Annotated in this window: 11 protein-coding genes; all 11 read right to left on the bottom strand. The window is 45.3% G+C overall.

Features of this window, described 5'->3' with window-relative positions; genetic code table 11:
- Positions 1-23: 23 nt before the first annotated feature.
- Complete coding sequence (locus NSS94_RS12080) at positions 24-2,072, bottom strand: hypothetical protein (RefSeq protein WP_341039363.1); 2,049 nt, start codon at positions 2,070-2,072, stop codon at positions 24-26.
- A 113-nt stretch (positions 2,073-2,185) separates the two neighbouring features.
- The gene (locus NSS94_RS12075; RefSeq protein ID WP_340955414.1) at positions 2,186-3,253 is read right to left on the bottom strand and encodes a tyrosine-type recombinase/integrase; all 1,068 of its coding nucleotides are present in this window, start codon (positions 3,251-3,253) and stop codon (positions 2,186-2,188) included.
- 100 nt (positions 3,254-3,353) lie between these two features.
- Positions 3,354-3,701: a hypothetical protein gene (locus tag NSS94_RS12070; RefSeq protein WP_029515269.1), complete on the bottom strand. Its 348-nt coding sequence runs from the start codon at positions 3,699-3,701 to the stop codon at positions 3,354-3,356.
- Between the two features lie 318 nt (positions 3,702-4,019).
- Complete coding sequence (locus NSS94_RS12065; RefSeq protein ID WP_341039362.1) at positions 4,020-8,021, bottom strand: GH32 C-terminal domain-containing protein; 4,002 nt, start codon at positions 8,019-8,021, stop codon at positions 4,020-4,022.
- 189 nt (positions 8,022-8,210) lie between these two features.
- On the bottom strand, positions 8,211-10,484 hold the full coding sequence (locus tag NSS94_RS12060; protein WP_241113510.1) for a GH32 C-terminal domain-containing protein: 2,274 nt from the start codon (positions 10,482-10,484) through the stop codon (positions 8,211-8,213).
- Positions 10,481-12,949, bottom strand: coding sequence for a PfkB family carbohydrate kinase (locus NSS94_RS12055; RefSeq protein WP_341039360.1), 2,469 nt, complete (start codon positions 12,947-12,949; stop codon positions 10,481-10,483). Before NSS94_RS12055 ends, NSS94_RS12060 begins: the two co-directional genes overlap by 4 nt.
- A 25-nt stretch (positions 12,950-12,974) precedes the next feature.
- Positions 12,975-14,600: an ABC transporter substrate-binding protein gene (locus NSS94_RS12050; RefSeq protein ID WP_341039359.1), complete on the bottom strand. Its 1,626-nt coding sequence runs from the start codon at positions 14,598-14,600 to the stop codon at positions 12,975-12,977.
- Between the two features lie 125 nt (positions 14,601-14,725).
- Positions 14,726-15,622 carry a carbohydrate ABC transporter permease gene (locus tag NSS94_RS12045; RefSeq protein ID WP_029515275.1) on the bottom strand — a complete coding sequence of 299 codons (897 nt, stop codon included), beginning with the start codon at positions 15,620-15,622 and terminating at the stop codon, positions 14,726-14,728.
- A gap of 13 nt (positions 15,623-15,635) precedes the next feature.
- On the bottom strand, positions 15,636-16,589 hold the full coding sequence (locus NSS94_RS12040) for an ABC transporter permease (RefSeq protein ID WP_239645119.1): 954 nt from the start codon (positions 16,587-16,589) through the stop codon (positions 15,636-15,638).
- Positions 16,590-16,898: 309 nt separating this feature from the next.
- Positions 16,899-17,867: a LacI family DNA-binding transcriptional regulator gene (locus NSS94_RS12035; protein ID WP_029515279.1), complete on the bottom strand. Its 969-nt coding sequence runs from the start codon at positions 17,865-17,867 to the stop codon at positions 16,899-16,901.
- Positions 17,868-17,968: 101 nt separating this feature from the next.
- Positions 17,969-18,796, bottom strand: coding sequence for a helix-turn-helix transcriptional regulator (locus NSS94_RS12030; RefSeq protein ID WP_341039358.1), 828 nt, complete (start codon positions 18,794-18,796; stop codon positions 17,969-17,971).
- Positions 18,797-18,987: the final 191 nt, after the last annotated feature.

The following is an 18,987-nucleotide window of genomic DNA, read 5'->3' as shown; positions in this document are numbered from 1 at the left end:
TTTCACCTCTTTCCAATCTAAGCTCAGACTAGTCGACTGATAACCTCTATTTGAATCTGTTCGTCACTATAGCCGAAATGCCGAATCATATCCCCAAGCAACGCTATTTGCGTAGCTAATCCGGCCGCCTTGGCGTTTTTGGTTGTAAAATCCCGACTGCCTCGCATCATGTTCCACATGTCCTTGGTTAATCTGGCCAAAGTATGAAATGCCTGTGCTGCTTCACTTTTTCGTATGGCGAAATGATGACAGGAAAAACACTTTGCCTCAAAAAGGCAAGCCCCCTGTATTAAACATCTTCCTACACCTGTAGGAGCTGGAAGCCCGAATTTTGCAAAGAATTCATCTAAAGATAGCTCTTCAGATCCCAAAGCTTTTATCAATTCGTCAGGCTCAGTTTGTTCGCTGGCAAGTGCTTCGAAGATTCGCCAAATAAACCGTCCCGCAATCTCACCATCCTGATATTTCTTAATAGTAGCAAATAACAATGCTTGACGGGAGAGATTACTTCGTAAGTATCGATTCAGCATGGTTTGATTTTCATGACCTGCAGCAAGTCGTGCTAACTCACTGTTCCCGGTTTCGATTGCAATGTGAGTTATGAGATAGTGTCTGTAACCATGAGCCTTCCCTTTTTTATCTCCATGTCCAATAAATTCTGCTATCTTGTCAAAAAACCTATATATTTGTCTTTCATTCAAAATACAGGGATATTTCTCCAATTGAAAAAGATGCACATACGATGCATCCGCTCTTTCGTTCCGTATCGGTCGGAAGGCTTTATCGCTCGATCTTTTCTGTAAAAATTCGACCGCTCTAAGACCTGCAGAATCAATTATAGGAAATTGGCCGTTACGATGTTTAGCTTTCTCAATACCTGAATATGGGCTGTATAATCCTACCGCTGATGGAGCATTAGGCAATGGCAGCATACATTCTTCAGCCTGAAGATTGAGCAGATACGTTTTACGCACCGGTGATGAGGCAATAATTAACCAAAAAGCGCGACATAAAACTTCAACATCATCTTCGGGATGATAATTTTCAATTGCTTCCTTCATGAGCATCGGGAAGTTTGGGTCATCAAAAGCGAGGCCATCACCGGAATATGTTTCTTCTTGGGCCTCACGATGAATTCCAGAATATAAATCACTGGGCCAGTCAACGTATGTTGGAAAAAATGTATGAGAACCTTTCCCCCAATCAAAGAATAACTTTATGTGTAGAAGATTGTTCCCGGTATACTTAGCTGAAAACTCCTCTCCATCGTTATTCTTTGAAATGTAATCAAACAAATCGAGAAAATCTTCATACTCGAGAGATGAAGCATCCGACTCCCCGTGCTGGTCAAGCCATTTGAAAAATTTATGCAAAGCACTGCCCGCTTTACGAATATAATAGTCTAGCGAATTACTTCGTTTTAAATGCTCGCGAAACTCACGTGCGATATCCCCCCACTTTGGATGCTCACAGCAATCGTCAAACAGTATTCTTTGCCTACGTCTTCCTGGTTCATCCGAATATCCAAGCTCAAAAAGAATGTCCTTTAAACACTTGGCGTTATAACGTTTGTCGTTCGGACGCATTACATCCGCTAACGCTATATCTTCTTCCGTGAAATCGCCCAGCGGTTTCATAACACCTAGAAGGTGTATAGATAGTTTGTTGAACAAACCTATACGGTTTGAGTCTTTTTTGCGGATGTTTTCTGCTTCTGAATTTTTGAGGAGGCCCATTTTGACGGGGAAATCCGACAGATTAACACGACCTCTGGTTGACAGGTAACAAACCAAGTCGTTTCGACGATATTGTGCTACTACATCATTTCCCTTGCAAAAACCTGTATGCCAAGCCCAGAAAATGACATACCATAGGTCTCGACTGTCGCGATGCCGAAAGGTTGGTCTCTCTTCAGGCGGTACAGCTAACCAGTTATCCGGGGCCGGAAATGTAGTAAATAATTGAAGGACGGGATTTTTTATAGAAGAAAATACTTGATTCACATGATTCAAACGCAGCGTGTTTTTTAAAAATTTGCGAAATTCCGATAATGGAGTCCATTCTAGTGTCATTCCGAGTCCTCCTCATGCGCGTGGATTCCCTCTGAGATCTCCGCCTGTCGCATAAATACCCTCCCTAAATGATCTACTTTACCTTTTTCTGTGTCATTATTTGACTCAGGTATCTAATGAATATATGTATCGCGCGTAATCACGACAGAAGAATGCCCCAACCACTTGCTGATCTCTTCGAATGGTCTGCGATATCTTAGGAGAAGTGATGTCGCGAATAAGTGTCGGAAGGTGTGTGGATAGTAGGAACGTAGGTCTACGCTTCCCCCAGTTCGTTGAAATAAGTCATCAGCCAAATTATTATACTTACTGTAAACGCCTTTCTTACTTAATGGCTTCCCTTTTGAATTGTTTGACTCTGATACAAATAGATAGCCATGATCTTCACTTGTGTAATAAGACAAAAGTTCCCGCCGCTGAAGAAGTGCCCAATACAGAAGATCAGTGAACTCCTCTTGTGTTGGAAATCGGATATTTTTCCTGCTAAATGGATCAATTGTTTTGTGAGTTATCAACGCCACGTCCCTGCAGGAAGCCTTCGTTTTCCATCCCGTATCAATGACCCAATTCCCCCGCAACCCGCGTTCTTTTACAAACTGCAAGTTCCCGGAAAGAGACTCGGTTAATTCCTCTCTTGCTGTATGATACACGTTTAAGTTGGAAGGAATTGTTGACGGCTCAATTCGAATCTCAGCTGCTTCACCAGGGCGTAATCCAAAGTAACGCAATATCGCAAAGAGAAGAAGATCCAAAGCATTTTCATACGGATCGATCAATTCAAAGAACATGTCTGCTTCGGTCTCACTAAAGACCTTGTCGTGGTTAATGGGAGAGGCTTGCCTGCTCTTCCCTCCTCCAGGTCCTGCAGTACCGGAATCTCGAGCAATATTTTCCACATCAAACACTATCCGCACCCTACTACCCGCAGTACCCGCTATTAATGAATGATTATCTCTTATTTCTTTTCTCGGAACCTGCTCTAATGGCAGGTATTTAAATCTTGTTGTTCTATCACGCAAGAACTTCAGATATGCACATGCAGTATAGATGATCGGAGCAAGTGCACCAGACGGGTACTCACACCAGTTGGTTTTCTTTAAATCGTTATGACTGCTTCGAATTACGGTTGATAGCTTCCCTTCTGCCATTGCATGTTTGTTAAGGGGGATATTCTTTAACATAGACCAATGAATCCCGTGAGTCGCCACCTTTAAATCTTCAAATGGCTTGTAACCTTTTGGAAAACATCGAAGGTAATCCGCAAATCCCAGTAATATTACTTCAATAGGATACGGTCTTACCTGCTTTTACTTCGATATTATGGATATGTTCAAAATCTTCCTCTAGCCTCCAGAACATCATGTAATCCAAGAACTTTTTCAGATTCTGGGCATGCCCTGTAACCGTATTCATTTTTAGCTTTTCCGTTAATAATAGATTCATTAAAAATGTTGTAGCTTCATGATGAGTACTATGATTTGGTTTAACAATAGCGATCACTTGGGTACCTTCTACTTGATGTATGTAATGTAAACCATCAATGTTAAGGGATTTGTAGTATCGGGCATACCCAACCAATCGCATTGTTTCCCCCATTAGCTGTGCTATGCTCAGAAGCTCTTTATACACACACTCCCCCCCTCTCCCAAGCATTTTTATTCATTCCTCTGTATAAGTTGAGTATAGAGGGACCACCCCCACCTCAATTGTGTTTCCATAATTTTCTTTAATTCTACACAATACGTTGCATTCTGACAACAATAATTCACCCCCTATCCATAGATAAGATAAGGGGTTTCGAGATTTACATTATTTACTTCCCATTTATCAAAAGCTCAATTCCAGAATCAGATACAATACCGATGCCATTTCGAATGATAAGCTATTTGACTATTCGATTTGCTTGGAGTGACTACAGGACTCACGGGTATTCTGTATTAACAAGAGTCAGTTGTTAGTTTTCTTCTTTACCTGAACAGGTACATTAAAATCATCGACGTTAATATGTCCAAACCCGCCTTTGGAGTGGTCAACCACCTTTATATAAAGCTCCTCCCCGATATAATCCGTCGCATCCCAAATCTTACGTTGATATTCCTCATAATTGGTCGCTGTCTCTTTAAATAACTCTTTGTCGTCCGACGCCCGAACCAGCGCAACATACAGACGATCTATATCCCGGCCTCCGCTGATAAGGAAGTTGATCTTACCGTTCCCACCAAGGACGAAATTTTGAGATCTTAGCGCTCCTGTTAAGCTGTCGCCGCCGGCTTGCTCGTTGAAGCCCCACAAATGGTAGCTGCCCGGAATTTTATGCGACGGGTTGAAGAAAATGTTGTCCCAGAAGAACTGGGTATTGGTCACATGGACATTCTGGAAGGCGTCTCCTTCCGTCATCCATCCTGTTAAGTCGCCCGTAGCAAAATCATGGTTAGGCAGCTCTGTAATATCCTTATACACAGAATTATCCCACTTATCGGGTACATAGACCGGAGCAGCCGGTTTACCCGTTAAGGCATTCATATCCCATACTTGCATGGATTTGATATTGATATCGCCATCGGCCCAGATCTGTAAGCCTAAGGAGTCGTATCTGCCTACATAGACACGAGTTGTCAGCTTCTTCTTGTAATTTGCAAAGGCTTCAATGACCGAGCGATCAAGAAAGATATGGAGTTTCAAGTTCTCTCCTTCAAGATCTACATATCCTCCTTGAATGCCGTCTACACGCACATCCGGATCAATGCTGCTCTTGGTTCGATCCACATTAAACGTCCCGTTCTTCTTGTCGTAGTAAATGAGCGTCTCTTCTTGGCCTTTTTCCGAGCGTCGCACCTTGAGACCAAATTTCTGGGCTTCACGCGGATCAATCTCCATCACAATCTCTAGCATGTCGCCTTTGACATTCTTAATCAATTGATTGGCACTCTCCAAATTTTTGTCCGAAAAATCAACCCATTTTTCCCCTCGAAGGCTCTGCAGTTCTTTAATCGGTTCGATATGCAATTTATCATACTTATCGAGGCTTAGGGAAACCGGCAAAGATAAATTATGAGCCCATCCAGATTGATATTCGGCTTGCGGTGTTCTTACATTTTGCACCATAGAGAATACGACCGTTCTTCCGTCGGGTGTGACCAGACCGCTCTCTGCGGTTAAATAGCCGTCACCTACATCCATTTTGGAGGGTGCCTCCTGATCAGGAATAAATTTAAAGTTATCCCGGTCCCAGGTCCCGATCCAGTAAAAGACCTCAACATCTCTTTGCACATCGTTCGCTGGAGGAACATGCTCCGGCTTTTCATGGGGATTAATCATGAAAATATATTTTTGCTTGCCCGTACTATCCGTGCCTAACGGCAATAACACTGGTAGCTCCCATACCGTACCCAACTCCGGATAACGGCTTCTGTCACTAACGTATAACGGCCCCTTATATTTCCAATTGTACATATCATCGGATACATACACCAAAGCTGTGCCGCTGCTGAAGTCTGGAAGACCAGATGTCACTAACTGATACCACTTGTCCACCTCTTTGTCGTACCATATAAACGGATCGCGGAACTCGTTGTGGATGCCTTTTCCGTTCTGCTCCGTTACCGGTTTAGGATATTTCTCCCATTTTTCCAAATAGGGATCGGACAAATCCGCCGGAGTTGCCAACCCTGTTCTTTGGTTCGGCGACAAGGAGTCGTTGCCAGCGGTATAGAACAGAACAGGATTGCCGTTTCGATCATACGCTGCACTGCCTGACCACGTGCCGTCCGGATCTAGGGTGCCCGCTTCGGGCGCAAGAGCAGGTCTTACATTTTCCCAGTTCACCATATCGTCACTCACCCAATGCCCCCAGTGGATTTGATGCCAGAATGGACCTTGCGGGTTATGTTGATAAAATAAATGGTATTTGCCGTTATAGTAAATCGGTGCATGTGCTTCATTCATCCAGTTTTGCGGAGGCATCGCGTGGTACTGGGGTCGGTGCTGATCTCCGTCAAACACACTTGGATCCTCATCAATGTCCGCAATCGGAATTTTCGGAATTGAACCTCCATGAAGCGCCTTCACGCTCTCATATCCAGCAAGTATCTCCTGGTTCGTAAGGGCTTTATTATGCAGCTTCACTTCATCTAGGAGTCCGCTGAACATATTGAAGGAGAACACCCCTGCTAACTCTACAGGTTTATTATTTTTCCCGATGATCAGGCTTTCGGTAGATGGTGTGATCGGAACGTTGACGGGGGTTGCTTGGGAAGCCACTTCCTCACCGTTTAGATATAACTTAATTTTTCCATCTTCTTTACTGAAAGTAGCGGCCACATAATTCCACTTGTATTTTTCCAACGGGTGATCCTTTACCCATACCTGAATCCACTGACCGCCGATGCCTACTTGCATCGACCATGTACCGTGCCGATACATACCAAGAGAAAAGCCTTCCGCTTTATCCTGGTCGGATTGGTTTACGATCGCAGACAGCTTGTTTCCGTCTCCCCACTCATAGCTACGCGGTGCAACCCAAGCTTCGATGGTTAACGCGTCGCTTACAGGCACAGTAACGTTTGCATTGACCTCAATATAATTCGAGGATCCATCGAACAATAAGGCGCCGCCTTTTATTCCACGCGGAGTCCATCTCGGATCCTTCGATGCCATATACCTGGCGTTGTTAAATACATAGTTCACATCGTGCCTAAGATTGTGTACTTTCTCCAACGCTTTCTTTCCTGCGCCTTCATCAAGGTTTAAGTAGAAAATAGTCCCCCTACCACTTGCTTGGAAACTATCAACGGCAATGCTGGCTTCATTGGAATGATCGACAACCTTTACATAGAGCTTCTTGTTGTAGTGTTCTTGCACTTTCCATGAGATTTTCTCGTTCGCGCTGACATTCCCGGTTTTCATAAGCAATGTGTTGCTGTTCGCATCGAAAAGTGCAACATATGCATTTTCCGGTTTGAGGATATCCAAAACAGTAAAATTAATTGTTCCTGTTCCCTGAAGCGTGAAAGTATTAGAAGTGATGGAGCCCTTTCCTTGCAAGGAGGATTTGGCATAAAAGTTCCCTTCTTTGCTCGCATGAGCTTCATCAGTCACTTCAAAAGCATCTTCCTCAACCGTCCAGCCATCGAGATTTCCGGTTTCAAAGCTTGGATTATCGATTTCATAGCGCTTGAAATCCGGCTTGATATCCGTCGCAACAATTCCTTCAGCTGGCTCCGACTCATGGTACATGGAGAATGCGTCCGCAAAAATGACTCCCCAATCCGAGGTTGCATTATCGACGACCTCCACATACAGTTTCTTGCCCAATTGTGTGGAAAGATCCGCCTTGTATTGCACCATATTGGCAAGCCGCATGCCCTGCGCAGGATCCGGGAAGCCAACGTCGGCGAATGCGCTATTTCCGTATCGGGCAATAACTTGTCCCGTATCGACTTCCACAATATTTATAAATACCTTGTCTGGGTTCTTTGCACCGCCAAGCTTGAAGCTGATCCAGCCGCTTCCGCCCAGCTCGAAAGTGCTGGAACGAAGTACACCTGTCGCAGATTCGTCATACTTCCAGCCGTTTAAATGATAAGCTCCTTCCTGGTTATACGGTATTTTTTCTGCCCACCAAGTCGTTTCGTCGGTTACGCTATTCGGACCGAACGCATCGCCTTTGATAACGGTCCATCCCGTCAAATCTCCTGTTTCAAATCCAGGATTCCGGATTTGATAGACTGAATCTGTAACTGACAATCCCATGTCATTCTTAGGAATATTCTTGATTTGATAAATCGCATCCGTAACCGATGATTTCACATCATTCTTAGGAATGAGCGTTTCTCCAGCAACAGTTCTATTTTCGGACGCGACAGAGATTCCCGGAACAACAAGCTGGAGCACCATAGCCCATATAACCATTCCCGATATCCAACATTTTCCTCTTTTGACTTTCCTCATTCTCGAGCCTCCTTCGAAACTTGTTATACTTGCGAACATCGATACCTCATTTCGAAATGCTCTCCTTGTACAAAGATGAATAGTCATGAAGAAGGGAGAATATGAATGAAACGTTTCCAAACGGAGGAATGCAAAGTTTCTTGATCATTTGTGCATACCCCATTCGTAAGGAGCGCCTAAACAACCGTCTTACCAAACGGACTGCATATCCCATATATCCAAGGATTTAACAAACGGTTCTCCATCTCCCCAAATCTCGAGTCCCAAAGCATCCATACGGCTCGGATATACCCGGGTTGTCAGGCTTTTCAATCCGCTTGCATAAGCTTCGACCATGGAGCGGTCCAAATAAATGTGAAGCTTCAGATTCTCCCCAAGCAGCTCCAACTTACCGCCTTGAATCCCTCCGCACTTTTCTCCAGGATGCAGGGTCGTTTTCGAGCGGTCGACCATGAGCAACGCTTGATTCCAATCATAATACAGCAGAGTTTCTTCCTCTCCGTCCGGCGTACAACGGACCTTGATTCCGAATTTTTTGGCGCTGCCGGGCTCCAATTCCAATTGAATCTCAAGCATGTCACCATGAACATTCCTAAGCTGCACATTAGTTTCAGCCAATGACTGGTCCCGAAGCGATAGCCGCTTAGGGCCACGCAGCGATTGAAGCTCCTGAATCGGCTCTATTCCCAGACGTCCGTCATCCCTCAAATACACGCTTAACGGCAAGCCTCCGTTATGAGCCCAACCCGACTTATATTCCATCTCGGAGGTCCGGTCGCCTTGGGCTATCGTAAAGACGATATTTCTGCCGGTCTTCGGATCAACCATTCCGCTCGGTCCGGTAAAATGGAAATCCCCGACATCAATCAATTGAGGCTCTTCTTGATCGGGGATGAACGAAAGATTTTGCTTGTCAAGTTGTCCGATCCAATAGAACACCTCGACATCCGCTCCCTTCCCCACAGGGCTGACAAGCAGCAGATGTTTGTTCACTCCCTGCTTGTCACTGCCAAGGGGAAGAAGCACAGGGAGCTCCCAGATGGGTCCAAGGTAAGGAAACTTCTGAATATCCGCTTTAAAAAACGGCCCTTTATACGTCCAATTCAGCATATCCTGTGACGCAAATGCCAGTGCTGCTCCACCTTCAATTCCGGACCCGACCAGAGCATACCAGCCGTCATCGTCCTTCCATACGAATGGATCTCGGAAATCCCCAAATGCGCCCATTCCCTTCTTCTGCACGATCAACGGCTCTGGATGTTTGACCCACTGAACCAGATCCGGGTTTCCGTCAAGGGTATAAGTGCTTCGGGCAAGCGCTACGCTCTGATTCGGAGAAGCGCTGTCATTACCTGCCGTAAAGAACAAGACAGGAAGTCCGTCAGCATCATAGGTTGCGCTTCCCGACCAGATCCCGTCCGGTGCGAGCTGATCCTTTTCGGGCGCCAGGGCCACGGGTAGATCACGCCAATGCACCAAATCCTGACTTACCCAATGTCCCCAATGGATCTGATGAAAGAACGGCCCCTGCGGGTTATGCTGATAGAACAAATGATATTGCCCGTCAAAATAGATCGGTGCATGAGGTTCGTTCATCCAATGGGCCGGCGGGCTAACATGATATTGCGGTCTGTGCCGATCAAGTAGCAGTGGCGTTCGGTCCAGCTTGATCTCGTCATAGTTTAATTGTGGCCGGATACCTTCATGAAAGGTATCCAGCACATGCCGATAAGAAGCGGCCACTTCTTCCGCGCTCAGCGCCCGATTATAAATCTTGAGTTCATCAATGATACCGCTAAACATGTGCAGGCTGAACACTTCCGCCAGCAGGCTGCTATGGTTATTCTTGCCGATAAGAAGATCCGTGTCCGCCGCCTCAGCCAGGCGGGAACCACGAGGCACGGCAGCTGAAGCGATTTCACTGCCGTTTAAATACAGCTTGATTTCCCCTTGGTTCCCATCGAACACAGCATTCACGTATGACCATTCATTCTTGGGCAGTTCATGGCCGTCCGGCGACCAAAGTTCCTTCCAGTCTCCTCCTTCCAGCCCGACTTGGAAGGACCAGGAACCGTGACGGAACATGCCGAGCAGATAACCCTGCTTGCGATCCAGGTTGTAGCGGTTCACGATGGCGGACAATTTGCCATCATCCCCCCATTCATAGGAGCGTGGGGCTACCCATACTCCTATGCTTAACGCTGATCGATACTCTGGCTCGGTGTTCTGATTTCCCTCATCGAACGAATGCGCAATGTAAGTCGAATAACCATCGAACAGAAGCCCATTTCCAATTACCCCCTGTCTCCACCGTGGAGGGCAAGGTTGAGTAAACTCCGCTTGGTTAAACACGTACTGGATATTATCCTGGACTTGGGATACGCTCTCCAGAGCGCTTGTACCGGTTCCTTCATTGAAGGCCCAATACATAATCAATCCCCGATTATCGGTTGCATGGCTCATACTTCAACCCTCCTGGATGTCTGCTCCGTTGGACCATTAGGAATATGAATGGAGTTAAGAGCATGCATATAAAACGAGTTCACTACAACTTCCCCTGATTTCGCACTTATCTCAAAACGATCCATCGGAGCATCAGGGAATATTTGATCCGTCAGTGCAACCAAGCCCTCATTCGCGTACACTTCAACCGCGTTGCGATCCAGCCAGATATGCAGCTTGATCTTCCCATTCTCCGAAACCATTCTAGCACCGTGCTTGCACGCAAACGACGGGTGGAAATCACTCAGGCCCGATTTCGAGCGGTCGATGAATAGCCATTGGCGCACAGGGTCATAACCGATAATAGTCTCACTTTGCCCAGAGGACTTCATTTTAATATGAACCTCGTCTTCGGAACGAATGTCGATATCCGCTTCAATTTCAAGCAGAACATCATTCGTTTTTTGCGTAAACGGCACCTCTGGCGTAACCTTAACCTCATTCCAGCAGAGCGTTCCTTTCCGCAGCTGCTCTATTTCCCGAACAGGCATTTGGGTCAGAACTACGCCCTCGTCTCGACTGGTCAATGACAAGACGCGAGGCAGAGTCATTGTGCCTCTCCAGGCCCCGGTAGGCGTTTGGTTAGCATATTTCCAGTTGCTCATCCATCCGATGATCACACGCCGTCCGTCCTGCTCAGCTATATCCGACCAGGTGACCCCCGCATAATTGTCCCGGCCATAATCCAGCCACAGGATATGATCGGCCGGATGGTCATTGATGAACGTATTTCCGTCGAACTCTCCGATAAAGTATTGCGTGCGTGAGCCTTCTGGACAGTTGGGATTATCTCCGATGCTTATGATAAGTACCCATTTGGAATGTCCGCTGTCATCAACCGGCAATTCAAAGAGATCAGGGCATTCCCAAACTCCGTCATGCGAGCCTTCACTCTTTCCGAATTCGCCTGACAACGACCATTCACGCAAATTGTCGGAACGATAAAACCGAACGTGGTCTCCCGCGACAAGAGCCATAATCCAGGATGCACTTGGCGAATGCCAGAACACCTTGGGGTCCCGGAAGTCGACCAGATCATGCTCGTCGAGTATTGGGTTCTCCTCATATTTGTGCCAAGTTCGGCCTTTATCGCTGCTGTAAGCCAGGCTTTGCCGCTGGCGAGGTTGTTCGGTCTCCGGACAGCTGTCTGCATGAGTGAAGAGTGCGATCAATCCATGGGAACCATCGAACAGTCCGCTGCTATTATTCCAGTCAACCACACAGCAACCGGAGAAAATAGCGCCATGCTCATCCGGGAACAGAGCGATAGGCATATGCTCCCAATGAACCAGGTCTTGGCTTACAGCATGACCCCAGTGCATTGGTCCCCATTGGTTACTATAAGGATGGTGCTGATAAAACAGATGATAGACTCCCTCGTAATAGACTAATCCGTTGGGATCATTCAACCAATGGGAGTGAGGTGAAAAATGAAAACCCGGCCTAAATCTATCATCATCGTGCTGTTTATTTGTCTCGATTATCTGGGTAATTTCATCTGTCGTCGGCATAGATTGAAGAGCCCCTTTCCGTGTGGTTACTAATGCACCGCCGGCATTAGCAAAAGTTAGCATACCGATGATTTGCTGTTTGGTCAGCTGATTCAAATAAACACCGGCTTTCAGTATCTTATATAACAAGCAGCCCAGAAAAGCGTCGCCGGCTCCTGTCGTATCAGTGGCCTCTACTTGAAAACCCGGCACATATCCGTCATGATCAGCTAATCGGTAATAGCAGCCTTTTTCCGCTAAAGTTACGAAGATCCCGGCGATGCCGAATTGCTGTTGCAGCTCTAGCGAGCCTTTTTCCACATCAGTTGTACCCATTATAAAGTGGAGCTCATCTTCCGATATTTTCAGGATATCTGCATACTTCATGCCCCAAAGGATATTCTGTTTCGCTTCCTCTTTACTCTCCCATAAAGCAAACCGGATATTCGGATCGAATGAAAGCAGGACTCCTGCCTCTTTAGTCTTCACAACTGCCGCTCTTGTTGCCGTACGGGCCGGCTCATGGGTCATCGACAAAGAACCAAAGTGCAGTGCATGGCAGTTTTCAATCCTATCGAACGGGACATCCTGCGTGCGCAAGTATGTATCCGCTCCTGGTTTCCGGTAGAAGCTGAACGATCGGTCTCCGTTGTCATCCAGATGAACAAATGCCAGCGTTGTATTGGCTTCATCTGTAAACGTAAGCGCAGACACGTCGATGCCGCCGTTCATCAAGGTATCGTGCAGCAAGGAACCGAATTGATCATCCCCAACTTTGCTAATCAATGTCGCTCTAGCTCCTAAACGGGATAGAGCAGCTGCTACGTTAGCCGGAGCCCCTCCAGGATTGCATTCAAACTGCTCGTTGCCTCCCGTGGTACGACCTGATGGCGTAAAGTCTATCAATACTTCCCCAATGGTTATTACATCAAGCACAGTTTTCTCCCCACCTATCGTTTGATTATTTATTTTTTAAATTTGCATTATATCGATCCAACCCTTTTTGATAGATCTCCATTAATTCGTTCAGCCCCATCTTCTCGAGTGTCTTCACATAGCTGTCCCACTTTTCATCTACCTCGCCATCGACGATGAACTTGCCTCTTTGGGTATTTACATATTTAATAAGTTCTGGCTCAATCCGATTGATTTTATCTAGTTCATCCGGTTCAAAGAAGATGCTCGGATAGTTTTCCTTTTTCATATATGGAATGTAATATTTCTCCAAATACTCAGCACGCTTCTGAGCTCGGGGTTCCATATCAACAACTTTTCCGAAGTCATCGAAAGTAATGACGCCCGGATTTCCTGTGCCTGGAGCCACTTTTTGACGGAATTCACCTGCGGAGACTCCCTTGGGAAGCGGCAGGTTCACCAATTTTCCTTTTTCGTCCTTCTTGAATACGACATCCAACGGACCCCAGTGAATTTGAGCCGCCATGTAAGGGTCATACTGTTGATCGATCCAACGCATCGTCATTGCCGGATAACGGTTCTCCTTTGTAATCACGAAGCTACCTCGTCCCGGACCGCCGCCGTTGTTGCGACCAATCATTTGATCTCCATTTGGGCCTTTAAGCGGGGGCAGCAGAGCATAATCCTTACTACGCTCCGGTCCGACAACTTCTTCGACTTCCCACCAAACGTAGGAGCCGAGCGTTTCATCTGGTGTTTTGCCTTTTGCTAAATACTGAGCGGCATCCTGGGTGAACGATTCAGGGTCAATCAGCCCCTGCTTATACCAGTTATCATGAATATATTTTAATGCTTCCTTATATTGAGGTTGCGTAGCGGTAAAGATCACTTTACCTTCGCGGACGATCCGATGTTCCAAATTATCCGGAAGACCGAAAGCTCCGAATATGCCAGCAATGTCACTACACCACTGCATATGCATAAAGCTTAATGGGATTTCATCAGCCTTGCCATTGCCGTTCGGGTCCTTCGTTTTAAAGGCAATCAAAGCCTGCGTGTATTCGTCCAGCGTTTGAGGTAATTTTAAGCCCAGTTTATCGAGCCAATTTTTATTGATGACGTGAAAGAAGGGGTTGGTATCGAGCTTATTCTCTTCCCACGACGGCAGCCCATAGATGTGACCGTCTGGCGCTGTGATGGCTAGTTTAATATCAGGCCGTCGATCGAGAAGCGCTTTCAAATTAGGCGCATATTGATCAATTAAATTCTCCAGCGGAATAATGGTTCCGTCTTTACCGTAATTGATTAGAACGTAATCTGTGAATCCGGCTCCGTAAAAGGCATCTGGCAAATCTCCGCTGGCCAATAACAAATTTTTCTTCTCTGCAAAGTCAGTGTCTGGAATGTTTTCCCAATCAATTTTTACGTTTGTTTGTTTTTCCAGCCGCTTAAATATTTCCATTTTTGAGTAATCTGGCGCTAAAGCAGCTTTTGGGGATACCATCTTTAATGTCACCGCTTCTTTAACAATCGGAAGACCGGTTTTATTAAAATTTGCATCCTGATCCGGATTCACCGTCTGATTTTTTGACTCGCCACCGCCTCCCGAACATCCGCTAAGAGCAAACACTCCAGCCAGCATTAGAATTCCAGCCCTTTTGAATAATTTCATCGTACATAACCTCCTTATGTCAGTCCACAAGCTGAGAACTTCCCTTGTCCTTGTTATTTACTTGTCTGAATGCTGAATTTAGGTATTCTGTTGCACATTCCCCCCTTTCAGGCACCATGACAATGTTAGCCTTTGATCGAGCCGATCATCACGCCTTTAACAAAGTATTTTTGCAGGAAAGGATACAAAATCAGCAACGGTAGGCTGGATACCATGATGACACCATATTTGATAAGCTCTGTAACGCGCATCTTCGCTGCATAGGATTCCACGTCTATCATCATGCTCGAGTTGGCCTGATTCTGGACAAGAATGTTGCGAAGGACCAGTTGTAATGGATACTTGCTTTCATCGTTCAAGTAAATCAAAGCGTCAAAGAAACCATTCCAGAACCCGACAACATGATACAGTACCATTACGGCTATAACGGACTTAGACAAAGGTAATACGATGCTCCAAAAAAATCTGGTATTGGAACAACCATCAATGGAAGCGGCCTCCCACATTTCATCCGGGATGGTCGACTGAAAAAAAGTCCTTACGATAATGACATTGAACACACCTCCCGCTCCAGGAATAACAAGTGCCCAGATCGTATTCAGCATGTGAAGATCTTTAATCAGCAAATAGGTCGGGATCAACCCCCCACTAAAAAACATGGAAATCAGTAAAAACCACATTATTACCGACTTTCCTGCCAGTCCTTTACGAGCTAACGGGTAAGCTGCACATACGGTCACGGCAACTCCGATTAATGTTCCTAGACTCGCATATAAGATCGAATTGGCATATCCAATCCATATAGATGAATCGCTGAATATTCGCCCGTATCCATCCAGCGTAAAACCCTTTGGAAAGAACCATACTTCACCTGAGTAGATGAGATTGGGGTCACTGAGTGAAGCAATCAATACAAAATACAGCGGGAATAATACAAGCAACATAACTATGGTCAGCATGACGTAGTTGACGATGTCAAACCACATGTCTCCCTTGCTTTTTCTCTTTAATAATTGATTCAAAATGAACTCCCCCTTACCACAGGCTGGTTTCTGTCAATTTTTTTGCGATCCGGTTGACGGTGACTATCAGGATAATATTTACAACTGAATTAAACAGGCCAACTGCTGTAGAAAAGCTGTATTGTGCTTTTTGAATCCCGATTTCATAAACATAGGTCGGAATAATATTGGAGGTGGCATAATTCAAATCGTTCTGCATAAGGAAAGCCTTTTCAAAACCGATACCCATAATGTTACCGAGTGCGAGAATCAATAAGATGACGATCGTCGGCAAAATGCTTGGAATATCCACATGCATTACGCGCTTCCATTTGCTTGCTCCATCCATGATCGCGGCTTCATGCAATTCTGGATTGACCCCTGCCAGCGCAGCAAGGTAAATGATGGTAGCAAAACCTGTCTCTTGCCAAACCCCTGATAAAATATACAAAGGGCGGAACCACCCTTCGTCGGCCAAGAACATAATGGGGTCCCCTCCAAACCAAGTGATGATGTGATTCACAATTCCGCTGTTTGGAGACAGAAAAACATTAAGCATACCGACGAGCACTACGGTCGAAATAAAGTGTGGTGCATAAATTACAGTTTGTACAATTTTCTTGTATCTCTTGGCCAGCATCTGATTGAGCATAATCGCTATAATAATCGGAGCTGGGAAGCTAAATACAAGCGATAGAACACTGAGTGTAAGCGTATTAGTCATGATCGTCCAGAAGTTATAGGAATCGAAAAAATCAATAAAGTGCTTAAAGCCTACCCACTCGCTTCCCCAGATTCCCCGACTTGGTGAAAAATCCTTAAAAGCAATTTGTATTCCATACATTGGATAGTACTTAAATACGAGATAAATAATAATGATTGGCAGCAAAAACAGATATAGTTCATAGTCACGTTTGATCTGGTTCCATATTTTGCGATTTGGCTTGATCGTAGAATGATCCCACTCACTAGTTCTTGAATCCACCATTACACTCCCTTTCTTGTAAAAGAATATTTTCATTTTTGAAACGTTTCCAATTTATTAAAAGAAAAACGTCAGCCGGTGATCCATACCATAAATCCACCGAATGAGCTAAAGTTTTTCCAAAGTCAAAAACAACCTTGCCTAAGATAGCAGGAGACGATACATTTGCTGATCCAAACTTATTCCTTGGATCTTTTAACAGAGTAGTCTGATTGTCAAATGAAACGTTTCCAATTTATTATAAAAAAAAAGGCGAATTTGCAGATCCAGACTGAGATCCAACTGAATGAGCTGATATTTATACAATAAAACTCATGTCGTTTCGCCTTGCCTGAAGATAACGGGGAGACGATACACTTGCTGATCTAAAGTTATACCATCCATCTTTTGATACAGTAGTCTGATTGTCAGACGTGCCATCTCCTCCACTGGCTGCCTAATTGTAGACAATATCGGATGAAAATAACGATGATCCTGAATGCCGTCATAACCGATGACCTTTACATCTTCTGGAACTCGAATACCCTGCCTACCTGCTCTTTCTATATATTTGGCGGCAAACATATCGGTAATAGCGAAAATGCCATCCACATCCCGATGCTTAGATAGAAATTCGCCAAAATAGGCTTCGTCGTCCACAATAGGATCTGGTTTCTCGTATACAACATGGTCTACACCCAATTTTTTCGCCTCATCAATGAAACCTTTTCTTCGATTCATGGTTTCACTAAAAATTGAAGTTACACTTCCTATAAAGGCCGGTTTTTGGGCCCCTGCCTTAACAAGTTCCCTCAAAGCTAGACGGCCTCCCTCATAATTATCTGAGGTCACACAAGTGATTTTTTTGTTGAAATGTCTGTCAATACTTAGAATCGGAATGTCATTGCTTACGCTATTTTCTATATCATTGTAAGTAATGCCGACAATACCAGCCACTTTGTTTTGACGTAGCATATCCAGGTAATACAGTTCCTTTTCTGGCTTGCCGCCGCTATTACATAACATGAGCTTAAAGCCTTCCCGATCTAACTCATCCTCAATGTAATAAGCCAGTTCAGAAAAAAAAGGATGCCAGATACTTGGAAGCAGCAAGGCTACCATCTTGGATTTCCTCATTTTAAAATTTCGAGCGACTTCATTAGGAAAATAATTCAGTTCTTGTATAGCTTTCTCCACTTTCCTTCGTGTATCTGGTTTTACAGAGCCCGAGTTATTAATAACGCGGGACACCGTTCCCACAGCAACACCAGCTATCTTAGCTACATCTCTAATACTTGGCATTTAACCCCCCCATATCTCTTATGGGAATTATAATAGCACGAAGTTGGAAACGTTTCAATAATCTTTGAAGCGCTTTTTTTCTGACTTTTTTCACCCTATTTTCATTGATCGCTCCGGATCAACCGCCGAATTTGATACAAATCGCCCTCCATGCGGAATTCGCCTGGGGCCATTCCTGTATACTTTCGGAACACTTTGCCGAAATAATTCGCATTCGAGAAACCGGACTGTTCCGCCACCTGCTCCAATGTCAGATTTGCGGGCTCCAGCAGAAGCGCAGCCGCTCTTTCCAACCTCATACGAGTTAAATAGCGGCCGGGAGAGAGGCCAAGCTTGTGCTCAAACTCACGGGTGAGATGAAATTTAGAACATCCGGAGACCTCCGCCATGTCCTGAAGGCCAATGCTTCGATGCAGATTACTGTCAATGAAGGTCTTACAGCGTTCTACAATCGGAGGCAATGGGACGCTGCTGGCAAGAGTGACAAGATGACTCGCCAGTGACATGGCCAGTGAATAAGCAGCCCGTGAGCACTGATACATATCGCGGTAGCTGTTCTCAATAGCTTCCCGATAAGTGGCCCACAGGAGATGCTCCAAATCGGTCCCCGGCTCAATCTTGAAAATGTAGCCGTTTATGTCCAGCCATTCCTTGAGGAGATGCAGCGCCAAGTGTGACAGTTCGAAGTAAAGCACTTCCCATCTGGGAGAATCAGAGGGGAGACGGTAGATATGGTCGCCCGGAACATCAGCCAGAAAAGCATCCCCCGGCTCGAGGGAATGTCTCCTCCCCCCCGTTTCAATCTCACCGCGACCATTCAATGTATATTGAAGCACACAATGGTCTCCGGTACGGTTCCGTCCATCCCAGATATAATCATGCGAAGTAATCAGCTCATATCCAGCACCTTTTAACAAGATATAGGGCATAGGTGTTATAAAGTGAAAAGATATCGAGGACTGCTTCTCTTTCCCGTTTCCCTCCCCATGATTCACAGCAATATTTCACCCTCCTCAATTTATAAAGTTACTCTTGTTTCGGTTCTTCTGCACCTTTACGCTAATGATGAAGACGAATTTTCTATAATCAGTTATTTCATACGCTTACTAAATTATAACAC

This window comes from Paenibacillus sp. FSL L8-0644 (genome assembly GCF_038008165.1).
GTDB classification, from domain to species: Bacteria; Bacillota; Bacilli; order Paenibacillales; family Paenibacillaceae; genus Paenibacillus; species Paenibacillus polymyxa_D.
The sequence above is the reverse complement of the archived record's forward strand: the minus strand, read 5'-3'. Positions and strand labels throughout refer to the sequence as shown.

Coding starts and splice junctions, on each gene's coding strand:
- NSS94_RS12030 (WP_341039358.1), bottom strand. CDS start 18,796: ATGCCCTATATCTTGTTAAAAGGTGCTGGATATGAGCTGATTACTTCG.
- NSS94_RS12035 (WP_029515279.1), bottom strand. CDS start 17,867: ATGCCAAGTATTAGAGATGTAGCTAAGATAGCTGGTGTTGCTGTGGGA.
- NSS94_RS12060 (WP_241113510.1), bottom strand. CDS start 10,484: ATGAGCCATGCAACCGATAATCGGGGATTGATTATGTATTGGGCCTTC.
- NSS94_RS12080 (WP_341039363.1), bottom strand. CDS start 2,072: ATGACACTAGAATGGACTCCATTATCGGAATTTCGCAAATTTTTAAAA.
- NSS94_RS12075 (WP_340955414.1), bottom strand. CDS start 3,253: ATGTTAAAGAATATCCCCCTTAACAAACATGCAATGGCAGAAGGGAAG.
- NSS94_RS12065 (WP_341039362.1), bottom strand. CDS start 8,021: ATGAGGAAAGTCAAAAGAGGAAAATGTTGGATATCGGGAATGGTTATA.
- NSS94_RS12040 (WP_239645119.1), bottom strand. CDS start 16,589: ATGGTGGATTCAAGAACTAGTGAGTGGGATCATTCTACGATCAAGCCA.
- NSS94_RS12050 (WP_341039359.1), bottom strand. CDS start 14,600: ATGAAATTATTCAAAAGGGCTGGAATTCTAATGCTGGCTGGAGTGTTT.